This is a genomic window from Pseudomonas cuatrocienegasensis, from assembly GCF_900110925.1.
Taxonomy (GTDB): domain Bacteria; phylum Pseudomonadota; class Gammaproteobacteria; order Pseudomonadales; family Pseudomonadaceae; genus Aquipseudomonas; species Aquipseudomonas cuatrocienegasensis.
The window spans coordinates 157,472-179,389 of record NZ_FOFP01000008.1; the positions used below are offsets into that span (position 1 = coordinate 157,472).

23 protein-coding genes are annotated in these 21,918 nt (G+C 63.8%); 11 read left to right on the plus strand and 12 right to left on the minus strand.

Annotation, left to right across the window (positions count from 1 at the left end):
• Nucleotides 1-210: 210 nt before the first annotated feature.
• Both BMW49_RS13050 and glyA read left to right on the plus strand, forming a co-directional pair.
• Entirely contained in the window at nucleotides 211-4,359 is a 4,149-nt protein-coding gene (locus BMW49_RS13050) for a sensor domain-containing protein (RefSeq protein ID WP_069519916.1), read from the plus strand.
• Between the two features lie 109 nt (nucleotides 4,360-4,468).
• On the plus strand, nucleotides 4,469-5,725 hold the full coding sequence (gene glyA / locus BMW49_RS13055; protein WP_069519867.1) for a serine hydroxymethyltransferase: 1,257 nt from the start codon (nucleotides 4,469-4,471) through the stop codon (nucleotides 5,723-5,725).
• A gap of 125 nt (nucleotides 5,726-5,850) precedes the next feature.
• On the opposite strand, the gene BMW49_RS13060 is transcribed toward glyA, so the two are convergent.
• Entirely contained in the window at nucleotides 5,851-6,357 is a 507-nt protein-coding gene (locus tag BMW49_RS13060) for a DUF3015 domain-containing protein (RefSeq protein ID WP_069519868.1), read from the minus strand.
• 209 nt (nucleotides 6,358-6,566) lie between these two features.
• On the opposite strand from BMW49_RS13060, the gene BMW49_RS13065 reads away from it, so the two are divergent.
• Complete coding sequence (locus BMW49_RS13065) at nucleotides 6,567-6,941, plus strand: PilZ domain-containing protein (protein WP_069519869.1); 375 nt, start codon at nucleotides 6,567-6,569, stop codon at nucleotides 6,939-6,941.
• 67 nt (nucleotides 6,942-7,008) lie between these two features.
• Here the strand turns inward: BMW49_RS13065 and BMW49_RS24805 are convergent, their stop codons facing one another.
• Entirely contained in the window at nucleotides 7,009-7,152 is a 144-nt protein-coding gene (locus BMW49_RS24805) for a hypothetical protein (protein WP_167362803.1), read from the minus strand.
• 139 nt (nucleotides 7,153-7,291) lie between these two features.
• Nucleotides 7,292-8,656, minus strand: a complete 1,365-nt coding sequence (gene radA, locus BMW49_RS13070; protein WP_069519870.1) for a DNA repair protein RadA — start codon at nucleotides 8,654-8,656, stop codon at nucleotides 7,292-7,294.
• A 60-nt stretch (nucleotides 8,657-8,716) separates the two neighbouring features.
• Between radA and BMW49_RS13075 the strand changes: the two genes are divergently transcribed.
• The gene (locus tag BMW49_RS13075; RefSeq protein ID WP_069519871.1) at nucleotides 8,717-9,208 is read left to right on the plus strand and encodes a GNAT family N-acetyltransferase; all 492 of its coding nucleotides are present in this window, start codon (nucleotides 8,717-8,719) and stop codon (nucleotides 9,206-9,208) included.
• Between the two features lie 2 nt (nucleotides 9,209-9,210).
• On the opposite strand, the gene BMW49_RS13080 is transcribed toward BMW49_RS13075, so the two are convergent.
• A complete protein-coding gene (locus BMW49_RS13080; RefSeq protein WP_069519872.1) occupies nucleotides 9,211-9,489 on the minus strand; it encodes an HP1242/YdcH family protein in 279 nt (92 codons plus the stop codon).
• Between the two features lie 288 nt (nucleotides 9,490-9,777).
• On the opposite strand from BMW49_RS13080, the gene BMW49_RS13085 reads away from it, so the two are divergent.
• The gene (locus BMW49_RS13085) at nucleotides 9,778-10,521 is read left to right on the plus strand and encodes an EAL domain-containing protein (protein WP_069519873.1); all 744 of its coding nucleotides are present in this window, start codon (nucleotides 9,778-9,780) and stop codon (nucleotides 10,519-10,521) included.
• A gap of 68 nt (nucleotides 10,522-10,589) precedes the next feature.
• Nucleotides 10,590-11,006, plus strand: a complete 417-nt coding sequence (gene mscL, locus BMW49_RS13090) for a large-conductance mechanosensitive channel protein MscL (protein WP_069519874.1) — start codon at nucleotides 10,590-10,592, stop codon at nucleotides 11,004-11,006.
• A 94-nt stretch (nucleotides 11,007-11,100) separates the two neighbouring features.
• Here mscL and BMW49_RS13095 read toward each other — a convergent pair whose 3' ends face one another.
• Nucleotides 11,101-11,877: a ferredoxin--NADP reductase gene (locus tag BMW49_RS13095; protein WP_069519875.1), complete on the minus strand. Its 777-nt coding sequence runs from the start codon at nucleotides 11,875-11,877 to the stop codon at nucleotides 11,101-11,103.
• Between the two features lie 160 nt (nucleotides 11,878-12,037).
• On the opposite strand from BMW49_RS13095, the gene BMW49_RS13100 reads away from it, so the two are divergent.
• Complete coding sequence (locus BMW49_RS13100; RefSeq protein WP_069519876.1) at nucleotides 12,038-13,162, plus strand: methyltransferase; 1,125 nt, start codon at nucleotides 12,038-12,040, stop codon at nucleotides 13,160-13,162.
• A 19-nt stretch (nucleotides 13,163-13,181) separates the two neighbouring features.
• Here the strand turns inward: BMW49_RS13100 and BMW49_RS13105 are convergent, their stop codons facing one another.
• Nucleotides 13,182-13,526, minus strand: coding sequence for a hypothetical protein (locus BMW49_RS13105; protein WP_069519877.1), 345 nt, complete (start codon nucleotides 13,524-13,526; stop codon nucleotides 13,182-13,184).
• A gap of 124 nt (nucleotides 13,527-13,650) precedes the next feature.
• Here BMW49_RS13105 and BMW49_RS13110 point away from each other — a divergent pair, with 124 nt between their 5' ends.
• Genes BMW49_RS13110 through BMW49_RS13125 form a run of 4 tightly spaced genes read left to right on the plus strand, consistent with a single transcriptional unit; the run spans nucleotide 13,651 to nucleotide 16,830 of the window.
• Nucleotides 13,651-14,268: a DUF2796 domain-containing protein gene (locus BMW49_RS13110; RefSeq protein ID WP_069519878.1), complete on the plus strand. Its 618-nt coding sequence runs from the start codon at nucleotides 13,651-13,653 to the stop codon at nucleotides 14,266-14,268.
• 51 nt (nucleotides 14,269-14,319) lie between these two features.
• Entirely contained in the window at nucleotides 14,320-15,030 is a 711-nt protein-coding gene (locus BMW49_RS13115) for an ABC transporter ATP-binding protein (protein WP_069519879.1), read from the plus strand.
• Between the two features lies 1 nt (nucleotide 15,031).
• On the plus strand, nucleotides 15,032-16,297 hold the full coding sequence (locus BMW49_RS13120; RefSeq protein WP_069519880.1) for an ABC transporter permease: 1,266 nt from the start codon (nucleotides 15,032-15,034) through the stop codon (nucleotides 16,295-16,297).
• A gap of 11 nt (nucleotides 16,298-16,308) precedes the next feature.
• Nucleotides 16,309-16,830 carry a DUF3299 domain-containing protein gene (locus BMW49_RS13125; RefSeq protein WP_069519881.1) on the plus strand — a complete coding sequence of 174 codons (522 nt, stop codon included), beginning with the start codon at nucleotides 16,309-16,311 and terminating at the stop codon, nucleotides 16,828-16,830.
• A 205-nt stretch (nucleotides 16,831-17,035) separates the two neighbouring features.
• Here BMW49_RS13125 and BMW49_RS13130 read toward each other — a convergent pair whose 3' ends face one another.
• From BMW49_RS13130 to BMW49_RS13155, 6 genes are read right to left on the minus strand one after another with little or no spacing between them, the layout of a single operon-like run.
• Nucleotides 17,036-18,133: a tetratricopeptide repeat protein gene (locus BMW49_RS13130; protein ID WP_069519917.1), complete on the minus strand. Its 1,098-nt coding sequence runs from the start codon at nucleotides 18,131-18,133 to the stop codon at nucleotides 17,036-17,038.
• A 2-nt stretch (nucleotides 18,134-18,135) separates the two neighbouring features.
• On the minus strand, nucleotides 18,136-18,822 hold the full coding sequence (locus tag BMW49_RS13135) for an energy transducer TonB (RefSeq protein WP_069519882.1): 687 nt from the start codon (nucleotides 18,820-18,822) through the stop codon (nucleotides 18,136-18,138).
• On the minus strand, nucleotides 18,822-19,232 hold the full coding sequence (locus tag BMW49_RS13140; RefSeq protein WP_069519883.1) for an ExbD/TolR family protein: 411 nt from the start codon (nucleotides 19,230-19,232) through the stop codon (nucleotides 18,822-18,824). Before BMW49_RS13140 ends, BMW49_RS13135 begins: the two co-directional genes overlap by 1 nt.
• Nucleotides 19,233-19,244: 12 nt before the next feature.
• Complete coding sequence (locus BMW49_RS13145; protein WP_069519884.1) at nucleotides 19,245-19,793, minus strand: MotA/TolQ/ExbB proton channel family protein; 549 nt, start codon at nucleotides 19,791-19,793, stop codon at nucleotides 19,245-19,247.
• Nucleotides 19,786-21,135, minus strand: a complete 1,350-nt coding sequence (locus BMW49_RS13150; RefSeq protein WP_069519885.1) for a MotA/TolQ/ExbB proton channel family protein — start codon at nucleotides 21,133-21,135, stop codon at nucleotides 19,786-19,788. Before BMW49_RS13150 ends, BMW49_RS13145 begins: the two co-directional genes overlap by 8 nt.
• Nucleotides 21,132-21,902, minus strand: a complete 771-nt coding sequence (locus tag BMW49_RS13155) for a DUF3450 domain-containing protein (RefSeq protein WP_069519886.1) — start codon at nucleotides 21,900-21,902, stop codon at nucleotides 21,132-21,134. Before BMW49_RS13155 ends, BMW49_RS13150 begins: the two co-directional genes overlap by 4 nt.
• Between the last annotated feature and the right edge of the window lie 16 nt (nucleotides 21,903-21,918).

Sequence of the window (21,918 nt, forward strand, 5' to 3'; positions counted from 1 at the left end):
TCGTCGGCTGCACTAGCACTTTGCCATGGTTATGGCATGCTAGCGCCCCCCTAAACTAGGCCAGCGTAACGCTGCGCCCCAGCTGCAGTAGCCGCAGGATCACCCGTGCCGAGCACTACCCAATCTGCCCCCATACAGGAGTCAAACCGCGCGCGCCCCGGCCTGCTGCGCGGCTCCTACAAAGGCGCGTTGGTGGTACTGGTTCTAGGCATGCTGGCGCTATTGCTCTGGCAGATGCAGGCGCAGGTTACCCAGCAAGAAGACAACCAGCGTCAATTGAGCCTGGACTTCAGCAGGCAACTGGCTAGCCAGCTCAATTTGCTCATGGCCCTCAAGGCCAGCCTGGCGAGAACGGTCCTCGAGGCCGAGGCACCTAAGCCTCTCACGGGTGAGGCCGCCACGCGGCTGGTCAAGCGTCTGCGCAGCGTTTACCCAACCCTCGACAGCCTGGTCTGGGTCGGACCGCGCGGCGGGGCATTGGCCGATACACTTACGCAGGCAGAAGATGCCCGTTATATCGCGGCACTTTATCAGCGCAGCGGCGACGAACCCTTCCACTATGCCTTCAGCGCCAATGACAAAGGTCGCCTCTACGTCCTTCTCCACGCCTCCGGCACAGCCCCTGCGGCTTACTGGCTCCTGCGTCTCGATGCCCAGAGCCTGCGTCAGTGGCTGAGCGAGCATTACAGCGGTGCGCAGCCCTGGTTGCTTGAGGACCGCTTTTCGCAACGAGTGGTCAGCCGCCCGCGCAATGGCGAAGGTGTGGGCGCACCTTCGCTGTCCAGCGTCTTTGCACCACTGACTGCCCAGGACAGCGCCGAAACCATCCAGGTCCTGCCGCTGCAAGGCAGTGACTGGCAACTGCGCGCGCTGTTCAACGAGCGCAAGGTGCGGGCGCAGATCCTCCCGGAGTTGGCCGGCGAGTTTTTGCTGGTGATTCTCAGCACAGTGCTCACCTTACTGGCCCTCTACTGCCTGCTGCGTGAACAGCGCGCCCTGCATGCGCTCAATGCGGCCTCACGTCACTCACTGCTCCAGGCCGCCAGCGCGCTGGGGGTGATCGAAGAATGCGTTCTGGTCACCGATACACGGGGTCAACTCAGCTACCTCAACCCTCAGGCCGAGGCATTGTTCGGCCTGCGCAACCAGAACCTGCAGAGCTGGCACCTGCTGCAACTGCTGCCTCGTCTCGACCCGCTGCTGCTGCACACCGCCACCCTGCGGGGCGGCGGGGAAAGCGACCTGGTTGAAATTCGCCAGGACGGGCAGCCGCGCTTGTTCGATATCACCCGCAGCGACCTGGGCGACACCCAGCGCCTGGGGTTCGTCTGGGTGCTGCGCGACGTGACCGAGGCGCAACACGCTACCCAGGTACTGAAAGAAGCCCGGAGGCGCTATCAGAATATCTTCGAGGACACAGGGATAGCCTTGTGCGTACTGGACCTGTGCAGCCTGCACCAGTACCTCCAGGAACAGGATATCTATGACAGCAGAGACCTGGGTCAGTGGCTGCAGACTCACCCCAACGGCCAGGATGAACTGGTACAGCGCATGGTCTTCACCGAGGCCAACCAGATGGCCTTGCGCCTGCTGGGCGTACACGACGCCGAACAGGTCAAACGCTACTTGCTGCGTGCCGGCTCACTGCGCAGCAACGGTTTCCGTGCCCAGGTCCTGAACGCCTTGCTGGAAGGCAATAGTCAGATCGAACTGGAGACCCGGATCAGCAACGCCCATGGTCAGGAACGCCATCTGTGGCTGGTCATGCGCCTGCCGGAAAGTGCCCACGACCTGCGCGCAGTGACCCTGAGCCTCAGCGACATCACCAGCCGCAAGCGCATCGAACTGTCGCTGACCGAGCGCGAACGCTTCTGGGCCGAGGTGGTACGCGCCGTGCCCGACACCCTCTATGTCCACGACATCAGTGGCCAGCGCGTGCTGTTCAGCAACCATCACCTGGGCCTTCAGCTGGGCTACAGCAGCACTGAGCTCAAGCAGATGGGCAACAGTTTCTGGGAGAAACTGCTGCACCCGGACGACAGCGACTATTACTGGCGCATCCGCAACCTGCAGAAAGTCGTCGGCAACGGCACCCTGCTCGAGTCGGTGTTGCGCTGGCGTCACAGGAACGGCGAATGGCGCTGGTTCAGCATCCGTGAACAGGCCCTGTCGCGCGACGCCAATGGCCGGGTCGAACGCCTGATCGGCGTGGCCAAGGACATCACCGAGCAGATCGAGCGCAGCGAATCGTTGCGCGACAGCGAACAGCGCTACCGCCTGCTCGCCGAAAGCACCAGCGACGTGATCTTTTCCACCGACCCCGAGCTGCGCCTCAACTACGTCAGCCCGTCGGTCGAAAGCGCCCTCGGTTACACCCCTGAATGGGTGCTGATCAATGGCTTCGCAGGCATGGCCAGCAACCCCGCACAACTCACCGGCCTGTATGCCCTGCTCGAACGCATCCGCCATGCGCTGGGTAACCCGGCGCAAATGCGCGCCCTGCGCGAGGGCCTGGAGCCGCAACTGTTCGTCTTCGACTGCATGCGTGGCGATGACCGCAAGATCCCTGTCGACCTGCGCCTGATCCCCATGTGGGACGATATCGGTCGCTTCGAAGGGTTGCTCGGCGTTGGCCGTGACATCAGCCAGCAGCGCCGCGCCGAAAAAGAACTGCGCATGGCCGCCACGGTATTCGAGCACTCGACCGCCGCAATTCTGGTCACCGACCCGGCCGGCTATATCGTGCAGGTCAACGAGGCATTCAGCCGTGTCAGCGGCTACAGCGCCGCCGAGGTCCTCGATCAGCGTCCCGGCCTGCTCACGGCCGATCGTCAGCAGGCGACGCACCTGAAATTTATCGTCGGCCAGCTCAACCAGAGCGGCAGCTGGGAGGGTGAGGTCTGGTTGAAACGACGCAGTGGCGAGAACTTCCCGGCCTGGGTCGGCATCACCGCGGTACAGGACGAAGAAGGCGACCTGGTCAGCTACGTGTGCTTCTTCAGCGATATCAGCGAGCGCAAGGCCAGTGAGCAGCGCATTCACCGCCTGGCCTATTACGATGCCCTTACCCATTTGCCCAACCGCACCCTGTTCCAGGACCGCCTGCACACGGCCTTGCAACTCGCTGAGCGGCACCACGAATGGGTGGTGCTGATGTTCCTCGACCTCGACCGCTTCAAGCCGATCAACGACTCCCTCGGCCATGCGGCCGGCGACCGCATGCTCAAGGACGTGGCGGTACGCCTGGCGGCCTGCGTTGCCGAGGAGGACACGGTCGCGCGCATGGGCGGTGACGAGTTCACCTTGTTGCTGCAATCGCGCAGCACCCGCGAAGCCGCTTTGACGCGGGCCATCCATGTCGCTGAGCAGATTCTTAGCAGCCTGGCCCGCCCGTTCATCCTCGAGGGCCGCGAGTTCTTCGTCACCGCCAGTATCGGTATTGCCCTGGCGCCCCAGGACGGCAACGAGCTGAGCCAACTGATGAAGAACGCCGACACCGCCATGTACCACGCCAAGGAACGCGGCAAGAACAACTTCCAGTTCTACCAGGCGGACATGAACGCCAGCGCCCTGGAACGCCTGGAGCTGGAAAGCGATCTGCGCCATGCCCTCGAGCAGGGCGAGTTCGTGCTGCACTATCAGCCGCAATTCTCCGGCGACGGCAAGCGCCTGACCGGTGTCGAGGCCTTGTTGCGCTGGCAGCACCCCTACCGCGGCCTGGTCTCGCCTGAAGCATTTATCCCGGTACTCGAAGAGCTCGGCCTGGTCGTTGAAGTCGGTCACTGGGTATTGCGTGAGGCCTGCCAGCAACTGGCTGACTGGCTGGAGGACGGCGTGCGTGTGCCGAAGATTTCGGTCAACCTCTCGGCCCGCCAGTTCGCCGAAGGCGATCTCGCAGAACGTATTGCCAGCATCATTCGACAGACCCGAATCGACCCGGCAGGCCTCGAACTGGAGCTGACCGAAAGCATTCTCATGCAAGATGTCGCCAGCGCCCTGAACATGCTCAATGGCTTCAAGGACCTGGGGCTGTGCCTGGCCATCGACGACTTCGGCACCGGCTACTCTTCGCTCAACTACCTCAAACAGTTCCCCATCGACGTACTGAAGATCGACCGCAGCTTCGTCGATGGCCTGCCCCACGGCGAACAAGATGGCCAGATCGCCCGCGCGATCATCGCCATGGCCCATAGCCTGAACCTTTCGGTTATCGCCGAAGGTGTGGAAACCCAGGCACAACTGGACTTCCTGCGCGAACACGGCTGCGACGAGGTACAGGGCTTCCTGCTCGGGCGGCCGATGCCTGCTCACCAGTTCGCCGCTCAGTTCAGTGGCGCCGCGCTGTTCATGCTCAGCTGAAGCCCGCTCGTGCAGCGCATGATCAACCTTCATATGCCTGTCGCCGCGGGATGCGTTAGAATTCGCACCCTCTTTCTACTGCCCAGCTGCTTTTTCTCAGGGGAATGCCATGTTCAGCCGTGATTTGACTCTTGCCCGTTATGACGCCGAATTGTTTGCCGCGATGGAGCAAGAAGCCCAGCGCCAGGAACATCACATCGAGCTGATCGCCTCGGAGAACTACACCAGCCCAGCGGTGATGGAAGCCCAGGGTTCGGTACTGACCAACAAGTACGCCGAAGGCTATCCGGGCAAGCGTTACTACGGCGGCTGCGAGTACGTCGATATCGTCGAGCAGTTGGCCATCGACCGCGCCAAGGAGCTGTTTGGCGCCGACTACGCCAACGTCCAGCCGCACTCCGGCAGCCAAGCCAACTCGGCCGTCTACATGGCCCTGCTGGAAGCCGGTGACACCGTACTGGGCATGAGCCTGGCCCACGGCGGCCACCTGACCCACGGTGCCAGCGTCAGCTTCTCCGGCAAGCTGTACAACGCCGTGCAGTACGGCATCGACAACGTCACCGGCCTGATCGACTACGACGAAGTCGAGCGCCTGGCGGTCGAGCACAAGCCGAAGATGATCATCGCCGGCTTCAGCGCCTACTCGCAGATTCTCGACTTCCCACGCTTCCGCGCCATCGCCGACAAAGTCGGTGCTTACCTGTTTGTCGACATGGCCCACGTAGCCGGTCTGGTTGCGGCTGGCGTGTACCCGAACCCGGTGCCGTTCGCCGATGTGGTCACCACCACTACCCACAAAACCCTGCGCGGCCCGCGTGGCGGCCTGATCCTCGCCCGCGCCAACGAAGCGCTGGAGAAGAAATTCAACTCTGCGGTATTCCCAGGCGGCCAAGGCGGCCCGCTGGAGCACGTCATCGCCGCCAAGGCCGTGTGCTTCAAGGAAGCCCTGCAGCCTGAGTTCAAGGCCTACCAGCAGCAAGTGATCAAGAACGCCCAGGCCATGGCCAGCGTGTTTATCGAAAACGGCTACGACGTAGTGTCCGGCGGTACCGAGAACCACCTGTTCCTGCTCAGCCTGATCAAACAGGACATCACCGGTAAAGACGCCGACGCCGCCCTGGGGCGCGCCTTTATCACCGTGAACAAGAACAGCGTACCGAACGACCCACGTTCGCCGTTCGTCACCTCCGGCCTGCGCATCGGCACCCCAGCCGTGACCACCCGCGGCTTCAAGGAAGACGAGTGCCGCGCATTGGCTGGCTGGATCTGCGAGATCCTCGCCAACCTGGGCGACGAAGCAGTCGAAGCACGCGTGCGCGAGCAAGTCAAAGCGGTCTGTGCCAAGTTCCCGGTGTACGGCAACTAGAACTAGGGGTCTGCTCCCGTTTCGTCGCGAGCCAAGTTGCCGCGAGCGAAACGGGAACAGACCCTGAACCAGCGTCCATGAAAAAGCCCGCCAATCGGCGGGCTTTTTCATGGAGTCGGCGTTTATCAGGCCGATGTTTTAGCGTAGCGCGCCAGTTGGGTATCGCGCTCCATCACTGCCAGGGTCGCAGCGAGCACCTGCTCACCGGTCGCGTCGGCCGAGGCGAAGATGGTGCTGAAGTTGGCGTGGGTCACTTTGGCAAAGTGCTCACGATCCGCCTGCTCTACACCCAGCAGGGTGGCGTAGGCATCGAGGGCTTCGCCCTGGCCCTGGGCCATGTCTTCGGCGATCGAATCGAGCATGCCGTTCATTGCCAGCAGCGAGCGGCCGTTGTAACCCAGCGAACCGCTGGTGTCGCAGCCGTTGGTGCCCGAGGTCATGCCGAAAGTGGCATTGCCGGAGGTGCCATTGGTCGTGGTAGCCAGAAAGTGGGGAGCGATACCGCGCTGCCCTTCGAACAGCATGTTGCCCCAACCGCAGCCATTACCGCCGGGCGCGTCTGCATGGGCTGCCACGCTGGCAGCACTCAACAAACCGAAGATCAGACCTTTGCTCAGTAGACGAGTATCCATTCTGTCGCTCCACAAATTATTTGTAATAAAACTGCCATTGGAGCTTTAGCGAGACTGACCGGCCTGTCAAACGCTAATGTGCACAAAGGGCGCTGGCGCACGCTTTTGCAGCGCACCAACCGACGCCCGGTCATGCCGAACCCTTGATGCAAAGCACGTTGCCCGGTTGCGGCCTTGCTATAGTGAGTAAAACACCAAGGAGTTGTCGCATGAGCGAAACCGCACACGAACGCCGGCGCTTCCAGCGCATCGCGTTCGACGCCCCCACTGCCCTCACCCAAGGGGATCTGCATTGGCAGGTCCAACTGATCGACCTGTCACTCAAGGGGCTACTGGTGCAACGCCCTGCTGACTGGAGCGGTGACACCCAACAAGCCTTCGAGGCTCAGGTCGAACTGGGGCCCGACACCCGCGTACGCATGGAGGTGGAGCTGACCCGCGTGCAGGATGACCAGCTGGGCTTTATCTGCCGACACATCGACCTCGACTCGATCAGCCACCTGCGCCGTCTCGTCGAACTCAACCTGGGCGATGAAGACCTGCTTGAACGCGAACTGGCTGCTCTGGGTGAAGCGGCAGCCTGAGCTCAGCGGTTAGCAAGAGACCGGAGCCCGGCAAAACCGGGCACCTCTTGCCATATACAGACTGCAATTAGAGCGCACAGCAGACTGCATCGGCATCCTGACGCCGTTGACGGCGCGCCTGCATACGCTGACGCTCCTGGCAGATCTTGTGTTCACGCCGTACCGGCTCGATGTGAAAGGCTTTGGCGACGATATCGAAGAACAGGGTCATGACGGTGACTCCTCTGTGGGTACACCTGCATGCTGCGCGCCCTGTCTCCACTATCCGTTGACCGGGGTCAATTTCTTCCTACCGCCCTCAGCGGCAGAACGCCGCAGCCCTGAGCAACGGGCGCCAACCGAGCCGAGCCCTACTCGAACAACGCATCCAGTGCCTGCTCCAGACGGGTCACGGCAATCACCTGCAATCCTGGTGGCGCTTCCTTGGGCGCATTGCCCTTGGGCACGATGGCGCGCTTGAAGCCGTGCTTGGCCGCCTCCTTGAGACGCTCCTGACCGCTCGGCACCGGACGGATTTCGCCAGACAGCCCCACCTCACCGAATACCAGCAGGTCATGGGGCAAGGGTTTGTTGCGCAGGCTGGAAATCACTGCAGCCATCAACGCCAGGTCGGATGCCGTCTCCAGCACCTTGACCCCGCCGACTACGTTGAGAAATACGTCCTGGTCATAGGTCGGAATGCCGCCGTGGCGGTGCAGCACCGCCAGCAACATCGCCAGGCGGTTCTGATCAAGCCCTAAGGTTACCCGGCGCGGGTTGGCCATATGACTGGTGTCGACCAGTGCCTGCACCTCGACCAGCATCGGTCGGGTGCCTTCCCAGGTGGCCATGACAATGCTGCCAGGCACCTCTTCCTGGGCGCGGGTAAGAAAGATCGCCGAGGGGTTGGTGACCTCCTTGAGGCCCTTGTCGGTCATGCCGAACACGCCCAGTTCGTTGATCGCGCCGAAGCGGTTCTTCACCGCGCGCAGCAGGCGCAGGCGGCCATCGGCCTCGCCCTCGAAATACAGCACGGTATCGACCATGTGCTCAAGCACCCGCGGCCCGGCCAGGGCGCCTTCCTTGGTGACGTGGCCGACGAGGAAGATCGCCGTACCGCTCTGCTTGGCAAAACGCACCAGCAACGCCGCGCTTTCACGCACCTGGGCAACGCCGCCGGGGGCCGATTGCAGTTGCTCGGTGAAGATGGTCTGGATCGAGTCGATGACCATCACCTTGGGTTTTTCCAGGCGCGCCGTGGCGATGATCGCCTCGATGCAGGTCTCGGTCATCACCTTGAGCTTGTCTTCCGGCAAGCCCAGGCGGCGGGCGCGCATGGCCACCTGCTGCTGGGATTCCTCACCGGTGACATAGAGCGCCGGGAAACGCTGGGCGATATTGCACAGGGTCTGTAGCAGGATGGTCGACTTGCCGATCCCCGGATCACCGCCAATCAGCACCACCGAGCCATCCACCAGGCCACCGCCGAGCACTCGGTCCAGCTCGCCGGAAGCGGTGGAGAAACGCGGCATTTCCTCGACGCTGACCTCGGCCAGGGTTTTCAACTGGGCCTGCTGCCCCGCCCAACCGGTACGCCCACTGGGCGTCGCCGCATTGGCCTCGAGTACGGTTTCCACCAGGGTGTTCCAGGCCCCACACTCGCCGCATTGCCCCGCCCACTTCGGGAAGGTGGCGCCGCACTCGGTGCAGCCGTACATGCGTTTGGCCTTGGCCATGGAACTCTCCGTCGCGGTAAAAGGCGATAATACCGCCCTACTCCGCCCGAGTCCCCCGCCATGCAGATCGAACTGCTACCTGCCGAAATCGAACAGCTGCCGCTGATCCGTAACCTCTATCAGTTCTATGCCTATGAAAGTTCGGACTGGGAGCAGGAGGATGTCGAGCTCGATGGGCGCTTTTACGTCAATGACGAACACCTGCTGCGCTATTGGCAGGAGCCGAACTGGAGCGCACAGCTGATTCTGATCGACGGCTTTATCGCCGGCTTTCTGCTGCTGGAATGCTGCGACGAAACCGGCCGGCAGATCATGGAGTTCGCCGATCTATTTATCCTGCGCAAATACCGCCGCCTCGGCATCGGCCGGGCATTGGCGGTGCAGACGTTAGGCGATGGTCGCGCCTGGCTGCTCAACGTCTATCGCCAGGACACCGTGGCACTCGCGTTTTGCCACCAGGTGATGGCCGACCTGGGCCACAGCGGTGCCCCGCGACAAGCCTGCGATGACAGCGACCTGCTGAGCTACCGGATCATGCCTGCGCGGCATTGAGCTCAGCTCTTGCAGCCATTGCCACAGCCACAACACTGCCCGGCAGCACGCTTGAGCCGGCGCGCCAGGTCATCCTTGAGCGCAACCCGGCTGAGTTTGAGGCTGGCGAGGGTCACATCATCCAGCCGTTCGATACCGTCCTCGACCCGGCAGATGCGCTTGTCCAAGGCCTCATAGGCCTCGGCCTGGCGAGCAAACTCGGCGTCGTCCTGGCGCAGGCGATGCAGTGCGTCGCGCTGATCGGAAAAGTCATGAACCAGGGAATGATGGTCAACGTGCATGATCAAACGCCTCACTGTGAATGAAGCACAAGCCTAACGAGCGCTATCGCCAGGCACTTGATCGAGATCAATGGCAATGCTGTGCCAAGGTCTGTGGCCCATCTGTAATCCCCTGCAGACCTAGGCTGTGTTGCCGTTTCGTTCGTGGCCGCGCTGGCGCGAGATTTTTCACGGCAACGCAGCGTGCGACGAAACGAGAACAGTCCCCAGCAACGACCTGCTATCTTCACGGTAATGGCGAACTCATAGCCTTTTCCTTTTTTGCGCGTACACGAGACGACCACACCCATGACGACATCAACCGGATGCTCAGCCTGCCGCGATGGCAAAGCCCTGGATTTCCCCATCAGCGTTGCCTTCCAGCCTATCGTCGATATGCGCACACGCAGCGTATTCGCTCATGAGTCGCTGGTGCGCGGCCCCGAGGGTCAGTCAGCAGCCAGCGTGCTGAGCCAGGTGAACGCCGCCAACCTTTATCCGTTCGACCAGATGTGCCGGATCAAAGCGTTGGAATGGGCTTCGCGGTTGCAGATTCCCGCCATGCTCTCGATCAACTTCATGCCCAACGCGGTGTACAAACCGGAAACCTGCATCCGTGCCACTCTGGATGCGGCAGAGCGCTACGCCTTCCCGCTCGATCGCATCATCTTCGAAGTCACCGAACAGGAGCAGGTGCTCGACATCGACCACCTCACCAGCATCCTGCGCGCGTACCGCAAGCAGGGCTTCATGACCGCCATTGATGACTTTGGCGCCGGCTATGCCGGGCTCAACCTGCTGGCCGACTTCCAGCCGGACCTGATCAAGCTGGATATGGGACTGATCCGCGGCATCGATCAGGACAGCGTGCGCCAGGTGCTGGTCGAGGGCACCGTAAAGATATGCCGCACGCTGGGCATCGAGATCATCGCCGAAGGCATTGAAACCCTCGGCGAGCTGCAGGCTCTACAGAGTCTGGGCATTGATCTATTTCAGGGCTACCTGCTGGCACGCCCCGGCTTCGAGTCGCTGCCAGACATCGCTTACCCCTGAAACGCCCCACTGGCAAGCCGCCAGGGCTGCAGTACACTGCGTGTATAAATATCGAACAGGGAGCATCCATGAGCATCATCAGTGAATTCAAGGCCTTCGCGGTCAAGGGCAATGTCGTCGACATGGCTGTCGGCATCATCATCGGTGCGGCGTTCGGCAAGATTGTCTCCTCCTTCGTTGGCGACGTGGTGATGCCACCGCTCGGTCTACTGATCGGCGGCGTCGACTTCTCGGATCTGGCCATCGTGCTCAAGGCCGCTGTCGGCGATGCGCCCGCCGTGACGCTGGCTTACGGCAAGTTCATCCAGACGATCATCGATTTCACCATCGTCGCCTTCGCCATCTTCATGGGCGTCAAGGCGATCAATCGGCTCAAACGTGAAGAGGCCGTGGCGCCCTCGGCACCGCCGGTGCCCAGCGCGCAGGAAACCCTGCTGAGCGAAATCCGCGACCTGCTCAAAGCGCAGCAACAGAACAAGCCGTAAGCAACACGTTAACGAAACAGGGCGCCCAAAGGTGCCCTGTTTTTTATGGCTCAACGCATCACGCCGCCGGCTCCAGCAACAACCGCTTCGGCTATCACCAGTAGGTTTCCACGGCGATCTGCCCCGGCCGACGGCTCAGACTCAACTGCATGCCACGCGCCTTGAGGCGCTGGCGGGTGTCCTCGATCATCTGCGGGTTACCGCAGATCATCAGCCGCGAGTGCTCAGGACTCAACGCCAGACCAGCGGCACGTTCCAGCTCGCCACTATCGAGCAGATCGGTGATGCGCGCATTCAAGCAACCGGGCGCAGGCTCGCGAGTGACCACCGGCAGGTAGATGAGTTTGTCAGCGAACTCAGCCAGGTGCTCTTGCTCAGCGAGGCTGCGGATCATCGGCTGGTACGCCAGTTCGGCGACCGTGCGCGCGCTGTACACCAGGACGATGCGCTCGAAGCGCTGCCACACCTCAAAATCCTGCAGCAGCGAGAGAAACGGCGCCAGGCCGGTGCCGCTGGCCAGCAGCCACAAATCCCGGCCGTCGGCAAAACGCTCCAGAGTCAGATAGCCGAACGCCTGGCGGCCGACCCAGAGCCCATCGCCTGGGGCCAGCCGGCACAGTTCAGAGGTAAAGGCGCCATCTGGCACGACGATGGAAAAGAATTCCAGGTACTCATCATGGGGCGCCGAAACCATGGAATAGGGCCGCCAGATCCACTGTCCATCCGCTGCTTGCAGGCCGAGTTGGGCAAACTGGCCGGCGCGAAAGCGAAAGCCGGGCGCGCGCGTGGTGCGCAGGGTAAACAGGCTCGGCGTGAGTGGGGTGACCTCAAGCACGGTCTGGCGAGTGGCACGCTCGTCGTGATCGCTCATGGCAGGCTCCGACAGGCTTAGAATGAACGTGCAGTGTGCCCCAGGCATGCCCGCGCAAACACCGGCAAAGCGCAGGGTTGCTGTGTGCCGATAAGGGGTGCGCCGCGGGCAGACAACCCGGATAATTCGCCCCTACCCATTGTTCTGTTCGAGTCCACCGATGCCCCTGCTCGCCACCCCGTTCGCCGAACTCGACCTGCTGCGTCAACCCGAACAGCAGGCCGAACCCCTGCAGGCCTTCGATGCAGCCGACGAATACCTGCTGGCGCACCTGCACGAACAGGACTTGGCCCCTGGTAGCCGCGTGCTGGTGCTCAACGATGGCTTCGGCGCCCTGGCCTGCTCCTTGTCCGGCCACTGCCAGGTCACCAGCAGCGGCGACTCCTACCTGGGCGCCCTGGCGTTGCAGCAGAACCTGGCGCGCAATGGCCTAGCGGCCGACGCGGTGACCTTTATCTCCGCCAGCGCAACCCCCCAGGGGCCGTTCGACTGGGTGCAGATCCGCGTGCCCAAGACCCTGGCGTTGCTGGAGGAACAATTGATCCGCCTGCATGGCCAGCTCGCGCCGAATGCCCGCATGGTGGCCGGTGCAATGATCAAGCACCTGCCGCGCGCCGCCGGCGACTTGCTGGAACGTTACATCGGCCCGGTACAGGCCTCCCTCGCGATGAAGAAAGCGCGGTTGCTGCAGGTTTCACCCGAATCCCGGCCAACCCCGACCTCGCCCTATCCCAGCCGTTATCGTCTGGACAAACCGGCCATCGAGCTGCTCAACCACGCCAATGTGTTTTGCCGCGAGGGCCTGGATATCGGCACCCGCGCCTTCCTCCCGCACCTGCCGCGGCGTCTCGACGCTTGCCGGGTGGCCGACCTTGGCTGCGGCAATGGCGTGCTCGGCATCGCCTTCGCCCTGGCCAACCCGACAGCGGCGCTGACCCTGGTCGATGAATCGTTTATGGCCGTGCAGTCGGCCGAGGCCAACTGGCAGGCGGCGCTTGGGGAGCGAGCGGTGACGATTCGCGCCGGCGATGGCCTGGCGGCTCAGCCGGCCGACTCCCTCGACCTGGTGCTGTGCAACCCGCCGTTCCACCAGCAACAGGTGGTCGGCGATTTCCTCGCCTGGCGCATGTTCCAGCAGGCACGCAATGCGCTGGTTCGCGGTGGCGAACTGTGGATCGTCGGCAACCGTCACCTCGGCTATCACGCAAAGCTCGGGAAGCTGTTCCGCGGCGTCGAGCAGGTCGCGGCAACGCCCAAGTTTGTCGTGCTCAAGGCCACCTGCTAACGCCCGGTAGGCGACACCCTCAACCGACCCAGTGATAAATCGGCGCGTCGACGCCGTTTTCCATACGCACCTGGGTGCAATGGCGCAGGCGCACCAGCAGGCGCTTGCCGGCCACCTCACCACCGGCCAAGGCACTGAGATCCGTCAATAGCTGCGGGCCATCTACCTGGCCGGCCTGGCGCAGCAGATCCAGTGCGGTCTGCCATAACCGGTCATCCGCCGGCGCCGCTGCCGAGGAGGCAGGCGCAGAGGGTATGGCGGCTGCCGCCGGCAGGCTCGCAGCCAGGTTGGCCCAATCCGCCGCATCGAGTTCCACGCTCAGGTCGACCGGCCACTGGCCGATCTGTCCACGTATACGCACCATCTGCTTGCTCCAGGAAATTCGCTCGCCATGCTCCCATGGGCAACCGGCCGCGCCAAGGGCGCACTGGCCAGGGACAACTAAAGTTGTTATAACGTAACGATTAAATCATCCTCTGGAGACCACCATGCGCCGCCTGCTGCTCGCCCTGCCCTTTGCTCTGCTGCCCCTGGCCATTGCCCAAGCCGCCGACCACGATCACAAGCATGACCACGACCATGCCGAGCACGCTAGCCTGGGCGCCCACGAACACGGCGTCGCGCAACTCAATGCGGTGTTCGAGGGCACGACCCTGGAGTTGGAGCTGGAAAGCCCGGCCATGAACCTGGTGGGTTTCGAGCACGCGGCCACCAGCGCGGCGGACAAAGCCAAGGTCGCGGCGGTACACAGCAGCCTGCAACAGCCCCTGGCACTGTTCGGCCTGGACGCTGGCAACTGCAAGGTCGCCAAGCAGGAGCTGGAAAGCCCGTTGTTTGAAGATGGCGAGCACGCCCACGACGAACATGAACACGAAGAACATGAGCACAAGGAACACGCCCACGAACATGCCGACGGCGAATCCCACAGTGATATTCACGCGCACTACCAGTTCGACTGCCAACGCCCTGAAGCTTTGCAACAATTGAACCTGGGGGGGCTGTTCAAGCAGTTCCCCGGCACCGAGAAGATTCAGGTACAACTGATCGCACCGAGCGGTCAGCAAGGTGTCGAACTGACGCCGGCCAAGGCCACGCTGGCGTTCTGAACCGTTTCCCACTTGCAGTGAATCGGCCGGGGTAACCCGGCCGCTTGTTTTATGAGCACAGCCCTGATCACCCTGTCCGACCTTCAATTTGCCTGGCCCGGCCAACCCACTCTGCTGGACATCCCCGAGTTCACCCTCGAACGCGGCCAGAGCCTGTTCCTCAAAGGCCCCAGCGGCAGCGGCAAAACCACGTTGCTCGGCCTGCTCGGCGGCGTGCAGCAGGCGGCCAGCGGCCGCGTCTCACTGCTCGGCGAGGACCTCGGGCGCCTCTCGTCCAGCGCCCGCGACCGCTTCCGGGTCGACCACACCGGCTATATCTTCCAGCAGTTCAACCTGCTGCCATTTCTCTCGGTGCGAGAAAACGTCGAGCTGCCCTGCCGCTTCTCCCGCCTGCGCAGCACCCGCGCCTGTGAGCGCCACGGCAGTGTCGCCGCAGCGGCCGCCGCGCTGCTGAGCCACCTCGGCCTGGCCGACGAAGCGCTGCAGGCGCGCCGCGCCGACAGCCTGTCGATCGGCCAGCAGCAACGCGTGGCCGCAGCCCGTGCGCTGATCGGCCAACCCGAGCTGGTGATCGCCGACGAGCCGACCTCGGCCCTGGATACCGACGCCCGCGAGGCCTTCCTGCACCTGCTGTTCACCGAATGCCGCGCCGCTGGCGCCAGCCTGCTGTTCGTCAGCCACGACCAGAGCCTGGCCCACCTGTTCGACCGCAGCCTGTCGCTGGCCGAGCTGAACCGCGCCGCCACACCCGCCGAGGTCTGATATGCACCTGATCCGCATCGCCCTGGCCAGCCTGGCCAACCGGCGCTTTACCGCGCTGCTCACGGTGTTCGCCATTGCCCTGTCGGTCTGCCTGCTGCTGGCCGTCGAGCGGGTACGCACCGAAGCGCGCGCCAGTTTCGCCAACACCATCAGCGGCACCGACCTGATCGTCGGCGCCCGCTCAGGCAGCGTGAACCTGCTGCTCTACTCGGTGTTCCGCATCGGCAACGCCACCAACAACATCCGCTGGGACAGCTTCGAGCACTTCGCCGAACACCGCCAGGTGAAGTGGGCCATCCCCATTTCTCTCGGCGACTCACACCGCGGCTATCGGGTGATGGGTACCGACGCGCGCTACTTCGAGCATTACCGCTACGCCCGCAGTCAACCCCTGAAACTGGCCCAGGGCCGCGCCTTCGGGGATGACCCGTTCGAGGTCACCCTCGGTGCCGAGGTGGCTCAGGCACTGGGCTATTCGCTGGGCGACAAACTGGTGCTGGCCCACGGTGTGGCCACCATCAGCCTGCTCAAGCACGACGACAAACCGTTCACGGTGGTGGGCATCCTGGCGCGCACTGGCACCCCGGTGGACCGCACCCTGCACATTTCCCTGGCTGGCATGGAGGCGCTGCACATCGATTGGCAGAACGGCATGCCCGCGCGTGGAGCGGGCAAGGTCAGTGCCGAACAGGCCCGGGCCATGGATCTGCAGCCCAAGCAGATCACCGCCTTTATGCTCGGCCTGAACAGCAAGATCGCCACCTTCAGCCTGCAGCGGGAGATCAACGAATACCGCGGCGAGCCGCTGCTGGCGATTCTTCCGGGCGTCGCCCTGCAGGAGCTGTGGAGCCTGATGAGCACGGCCGAGAAGGCGCTGTTCGTGGTGTCGCTTTTCGTCGTGCTGACGGGGCTGATCGGCATGCTCACAGCCATTCTCACCAGCCTCAACGAACGCCGCCGGGAGATGGCGATTCTGCGCTCGGTGGGGGCACGGCCCTGGCATATCGCCAGCCTGCTGATCGTCGAGGCCTTTGCGCTGGCCCTGGCCGGGGTGCTGCTGGGCCTGGCTCTGTTGTACCTGGGCATCGCCGCCAGCCAGGGCTATGTGCAGGCCAATTACGGTCTGTACCTGCCGCTCGCCCTGCCGAGCCGCTATGAGTGGACGCTACTCGGGGCTATTCTAGGCGCAGCCCTGTTGATGGGCGCAGTACCCGCCTGGCGCGCGTACCGCCAGTCCCTGGCAGATGGCCTATCGATTCGCTTATGAGGATGTCCCCCATGCCACGCCCCCTGTTCGCCGGCCTGCTGTTGGCCATCGCCCTGCCCCTGTGGGCAGGCGAGGTGCGCGAACTGAACTGGTCTGATCTGGTCCCGCCAGACGCCCCAGTAGAAACACCGCAAGCCGCCCCGATCCACGACCTGTCGCAACTCGCCGATGCACTGTCCGAGGCGGGCCCTGCTGCGCTGCAGCAGTCGCCGGCCGCCCCTGTGGTCAAGGCGCTCGATGGCCAGGCGGTCAAGCTGCCCGGCTATATCGTGCCGCTGGACGTCACCGACGAGGGCCGGGTGACCGAGTTTCTCCTGGTGCCCTACTTCGGCGCCTGCATCCATGTACCGCCACCGCCGTCGAACCAGATTGTCCACGTCCAGGCCGAACTGGGCGTCCTGCTTGATGCCCTGTACCAGCCCTTCTGGGTCGAAGGCCCGTTGAAGGTGGAACACAGCAGCAGCGAACTGGCCGAAGTGGGCTACCAGATGCAGGCCGACAAGATCTACGCCTATGAGCTGCCCGATAGCTGAGTGACCCGGCCATTGGGCCTACCGACCCTCGCAGGGTGCGCCGTGCACACCAGCGTCATCTGCGCCCAGCGCAGCGATCGCCCCACTCACGCCTTGCCATGCACTAGATGACAGGGACAGCGCTCAAAAAAACGCCGCGCTCCCCAGGGGGGCGCGGCGTTTTTTTGTACAGAGCTGGGCCTAAGCGGTAGTACAGATCACGACCTCAGCTACGGCTAGCCAAACGCTTTTCCCGCTCGAAGCTCAGCTCGCTTTCGGCCCAATTACGCCAGGAGCGAACCTTGCCACGGTCGGCACCGGCACGCTCAGCCTGCGCCAGGGCATCCAGGCCGGCTTGCCAATGGGCCTGCTCCAGCTCCAGCTGGGCCAGGCTCAACCAGTGCTTGGAGCTGCCGGAGCGGGTGGCCAGGGCACGGTAGATACGTGCCGCAGCGCTGCGCTCGCGGGCCTGCCACCAGAGCAAACCGAGTCGTTCCTCGCGCGCTGGAGTGCGCGCCAGTACACCCTGCTCGAACATACCATTGAGCAGCTTGGCACCCTGCCAGGGCTGCTCGGCCGCGCTGGCCAGCAGCACCAGGTTATCCAGCTCGCTTTCGCTGAAACGCACACCCTTGCCGTATGCAGTACGCAAGGTGGCCAGGGCCTTGTCGGGCTCACCCGCCAGTTGCTGCAGAGCCGCCAGCTGACGCCAGGCGGCTGGCGTATCCGCTTGGCGCACAAGCAACTGCCGCTGCCAGCGCTCGGCAGCCGAATAGCGTTTGAGCTCGGCGTTCATGCCCACCAGAAACTGCAACCAGCTGTCAGCCGCCTTGGGGTTGGCCTGCACGTAACGCTCGGCAAGCGGCAGGGCTTTGGCCGGTTGCCCCAGGCCCTGATAGGCCTGCACCAGCATTTGCAGTTGTTCTTCATCAGCCTTGGCTTGCTGCGGGGCCAGCAGCCGCACCACCTCGCCATAACGGCGTTCGGCCAGGTTCAGGCGGGCCAGGTTGAGCTGCTCATTGGCCAGTAATTCATCATCCAGCTTGCCGCTGGCGATGGCGTTGCCCAGCAACTCGACAGCCTGGGCATTCTGCCCTTGCGCCCAGTGCAGATAAGCCTGGCTACGCCAGACCAGCGCCTGCTCCAGACTCCCCTCACGGGCCTTGGCCCCCTCCAGGGCGCGTCGAGCGGCCGCATAGTCCCCTTTCTGTTGGGCCTCCTGGGCCGTATTCAGGGCCCGGAAAACGGCCGGCTCGACCACCTGATCGGCGGCCTGCACCTGGGCGCTCACGCAGAGCAGCCATACCAGCAATAGACGCGGCATCATCAGCGACCTCGCTCCAAACGGAAGTACAGGGTTTTCACCGCTTCGCGCGCCACGGCCAAGCCGCCTTCGGTGCGCGGCGCAAAGCGCCAGCGCACGGCAGCGCGGCGGGCCTCACGCTCAAAGACATTCTGCGGGCTGGCCTCCAGCACACGCACATTCTCCACCGTACCGTTACGGGTGATGGTGAACGCCAGCTTGACGTGACCCTCGATACCGCGCTGCTCGGCGAAGCGCGGGTAGGTCGGCATCACATCGTTAAGCGGCATGACTTCGCTCTCCGCCCCCCCCATCTGACCACCGGCATCGCTGGTGGCGGGAGCGGGTGGGCTTGGCGCCGCGCCTGCCGTCAGGCCACTGAGGCTCGGGGTCGGTGCGCTGTTTACCGCCACCGAGCCACTCAGGCTGGGCACCGGCAGATCGAGGGCCGGCAAGGTGGCGCTGGGTGCTGACGCGGTCGGGGTTGGCGGTGTAGGCGGTTGCGGCGTCTGCGGTTGTGGCGGTTGCGGAGCCTGTTGCCGGGTGCGCGTCGCGGTGTTGCTGGAGTCGCCATCCATGCGCACGAAGTTGGCCACGCTGATCGGCTCGTCCGACGGCTGGCTGACCGGCGGCGCGACCATGTACAGCATCAGGCCGAACAGACCCACGGCCATCAGACAGGCCGCCAGGAAGGAAAGCGGCAGGCGCATCAGTTCACGCCTGCACTGGCCGCCAGGGCGACATCCTGCACACCGGCCAGGCGCGCCTGGTCCATGACCTGCACCACCAGCCCGGTACGCGCATCCTGATCGGCCTGCACCACGACCGCGCCATCAGGCTGGTCCACGCGCATGCGCTCGACATGGGCGCGCACGCTGCGCACGTCGACAACTTTCTTGTCCATCCACACCTGACCATCGGCGGTGACGGCGATCAGGATATTGCCCTTGTCCTGCGGGCTGGCGGTTTCTGCCTGGGGCCGCTGGATCTCGACGCCGGACTCTTTAATGAACGAGCTGGTGACGATAAAGAAGATCAGCATGATGAAAACCACGTCGAGCATCGGCGTCAGGTCGATGCCGGTGTCTTCGTCTTGCTGATGGTGACGTCGCATTCTCATGGTTTACAGGTCTCAGTCGTGTCGCAGCTGGTCAGCCAGCCGCTCGAGGGCCTGGCGGGCGTCACGTTCCAGACGCGCCAGGCTGAACAATCCGGATATCGCCAGGACCATCCCGGCCATGGTCGGCAGGGTCGCCTGCCACACACCGGCGGCCATGCCGCGCGGGTTGCCGGTGCCGTTGATGGCGAGCACGTCGAACACCGCGACCATGCCGCTGACGGTACCGAGCAACCCGAAGAGTGGGTACAACGCCACCAGGGTCTTGCTCAGACGCAACGGGCCGGTCAGGTGCTGGCGCGCCTGGGCCAGCCAGGCACTGCGCACCGAGCGCTGCCAGGTGCCCGGCTCATCAGCCAGCAACTGCTGCCAGGCGTGACGGCGCTCCTGAACCCACAGCGGGAACACCCGGCGCATGTACCAGAAACGCTCGAACACCAGCGTCCAGAACACCACGCACAGCGCCGCCAGGGCCCACATGACCACGCCGCCAGCGCTCATGAAGTCGAGCAGCGCATAGGCGCTGTCGACCAGGCGCAGCCACAGGCCATGCAGATCAGTCACGGCGCGGCGCTCCCGACAGGTGCAGGGCAATCAGGCCGGCACTTTGCTGCTCCAGCAGTTGGATCAGCCCCTTGCTGCGGCTGGCCAGCAGGCTGTGCAGGAACAGCAGCGGAATCGCCACGACCAGGCCAAGTACGGTGGTCACCAGGGCCTGGGAAATACCGTCGGCCATCAGCCGTGAGTCGCCCCCACCGCCCTGGGTAATCGCCTGGAAGGTAACGATCATGCCGGTCACGGTGCCGAGCAGGCCGAGCAGCGGTGCGACCGCCGCCAGCAGTTTGAGCAGGCCCTGGCCTTTCTCCAGCGGCGGGGTCTCCTGCAGGATCGCCTCGTCGAGTTTCAGCTCCAGGGTGTCCAGGTCCGACAATTGCGGCTTCGGCCCCAGCACGCCAATCACCCGGCCCAGCGGGTTATCGTCGCGCGGTGCGCTGAGGTCACGGACTTGCGCTTTGACACCAGAGGCTACGCGCGCCAGGTAGACCATCCGCCAGATCGCCAGCAACAGGCCGAACACACCCAGGGCAACGATCACCCAACCGACCAGGCCGCCCTGCTGCAAGCGGTCCCACAGCGTCGGCTCACGCTGCAGTTGCGCCAGCAGCGTGCCGCGGCTCGGGTCGATCGGCAGCGTCGCCAGTGCTTCATCCGTCGTCAGGTAATCGCTGACCTGGCCAAAGCCCGAGGGCTGGCGCAAGGGTGCGATCAGCTCGCCAGCGTCAGCGTCGTAGCGCAGGAAGGCTTCATCGTTGAACACCGAGAACGCGCCCACGCGCAATACCGACTGCTCGCTGCGCTGGCCATCAGCAGCCACCACAGGCAATTGCAGGCGCTCGACCCGACCACTGGCGGCCAGGTCTTCCAGCAGCAGCATCCAATAGCCATCCAGGTCGGCGGCCGACGGCAAGGCCCGGCTTTCGGCCAGGGCCTTGAGGCGTTTCAGGCGCTCCGGGTACTGCGCATTGAGCAGGCTGTCCTGCCATTGCCCGGCGACATCGCCGGCACTCTGACGCACCACGCCAAACAACTCGCCCAGGTGGCCGACGCGCTGGGCCAAGAGTTTTTCCTGCTCGGCCAGCAGCGCTTCCTGACGATCGAATTCGGCTTTCAGGCGCTCGGCTTCGGCTTTCTGGGTGGCCAAAGCTGCGTTGGCCTGGGCAAGCAACTGGGCACGCTCGCCGCGCTCGGCGATAAAGGTCTGTTCACGCGACTGCATGGCAGTGACCTCAGCCGCACGCTCACTGCGGATGCGCTGCAACAACTGGTCGGGCGTCAGCGGCTCAGCCGCTGCGGCAGTAAAGGTCACCAGGCCAAGGGCCAGAACGGCAAGCATACGACGGCTCATTGTGCAGCCTCCTGGGACAGCGCCTTGACGGGCAGAGACAACAGCGCAGGAGCCTGCTCCTGGCGAGCGATGGCAATGGCCTGATGCAGAGGACGACGGGCAGAACCGTCAAGGGTTTGCCAGGCCGAAGCCTGAGGGTTCCACCAACCACTCTCGCGACCGTCGAGGGTCTGGTAATAGAGCATCACCCGGCCCAGGCGCAGGAACTCGACACTGCGCGTACCGTCCTCTACCGGCAGCTCACCGCGCCAGGCTTCCAGGGTGCGGCCGTAATCGCTTTCCACCTGATAGGCCTCGAGGATACGCCGGTACTTCTCAGCCAGGCTCACGTCGGCACGTGGCAGCAAGTCCTGCAGTTGCGCCAGGCGGTCCTGTCGCTCATCCGGCAGAAACGGTAGATCAGCAGCAATGAATTCGCCCAGTACCTCAACCATGCGACGCATCTGCGGTGCTACGGCCTCCTGGGTACGTTCAATCCCATCGAGTTGCACCTGATAACCACTGAGTTCCTTGCCCTGGGCCGCGACCAGCTCCTTGAGCTGCGCGTTGTAGCCACGCAAGGCCTCGGCCTGCTGAATGGCATTGCGGTAGTCGGTGAGCATTTCGCGGCTGGCGTCATCGAGTTGCTCGATGCGCGCTTGCGACGATTTGGCCTCGGCGGCCAGGCGCTGGCTTTCATCCAGCGCGGCATCGAGCGGCGCAGCCAACAAAGGCGCACTGCTCAGCAGCATGGCTGCAACCAGTGAGCGGACAGGGTAGGGGTTCATGCGGGGGCAATCCTCA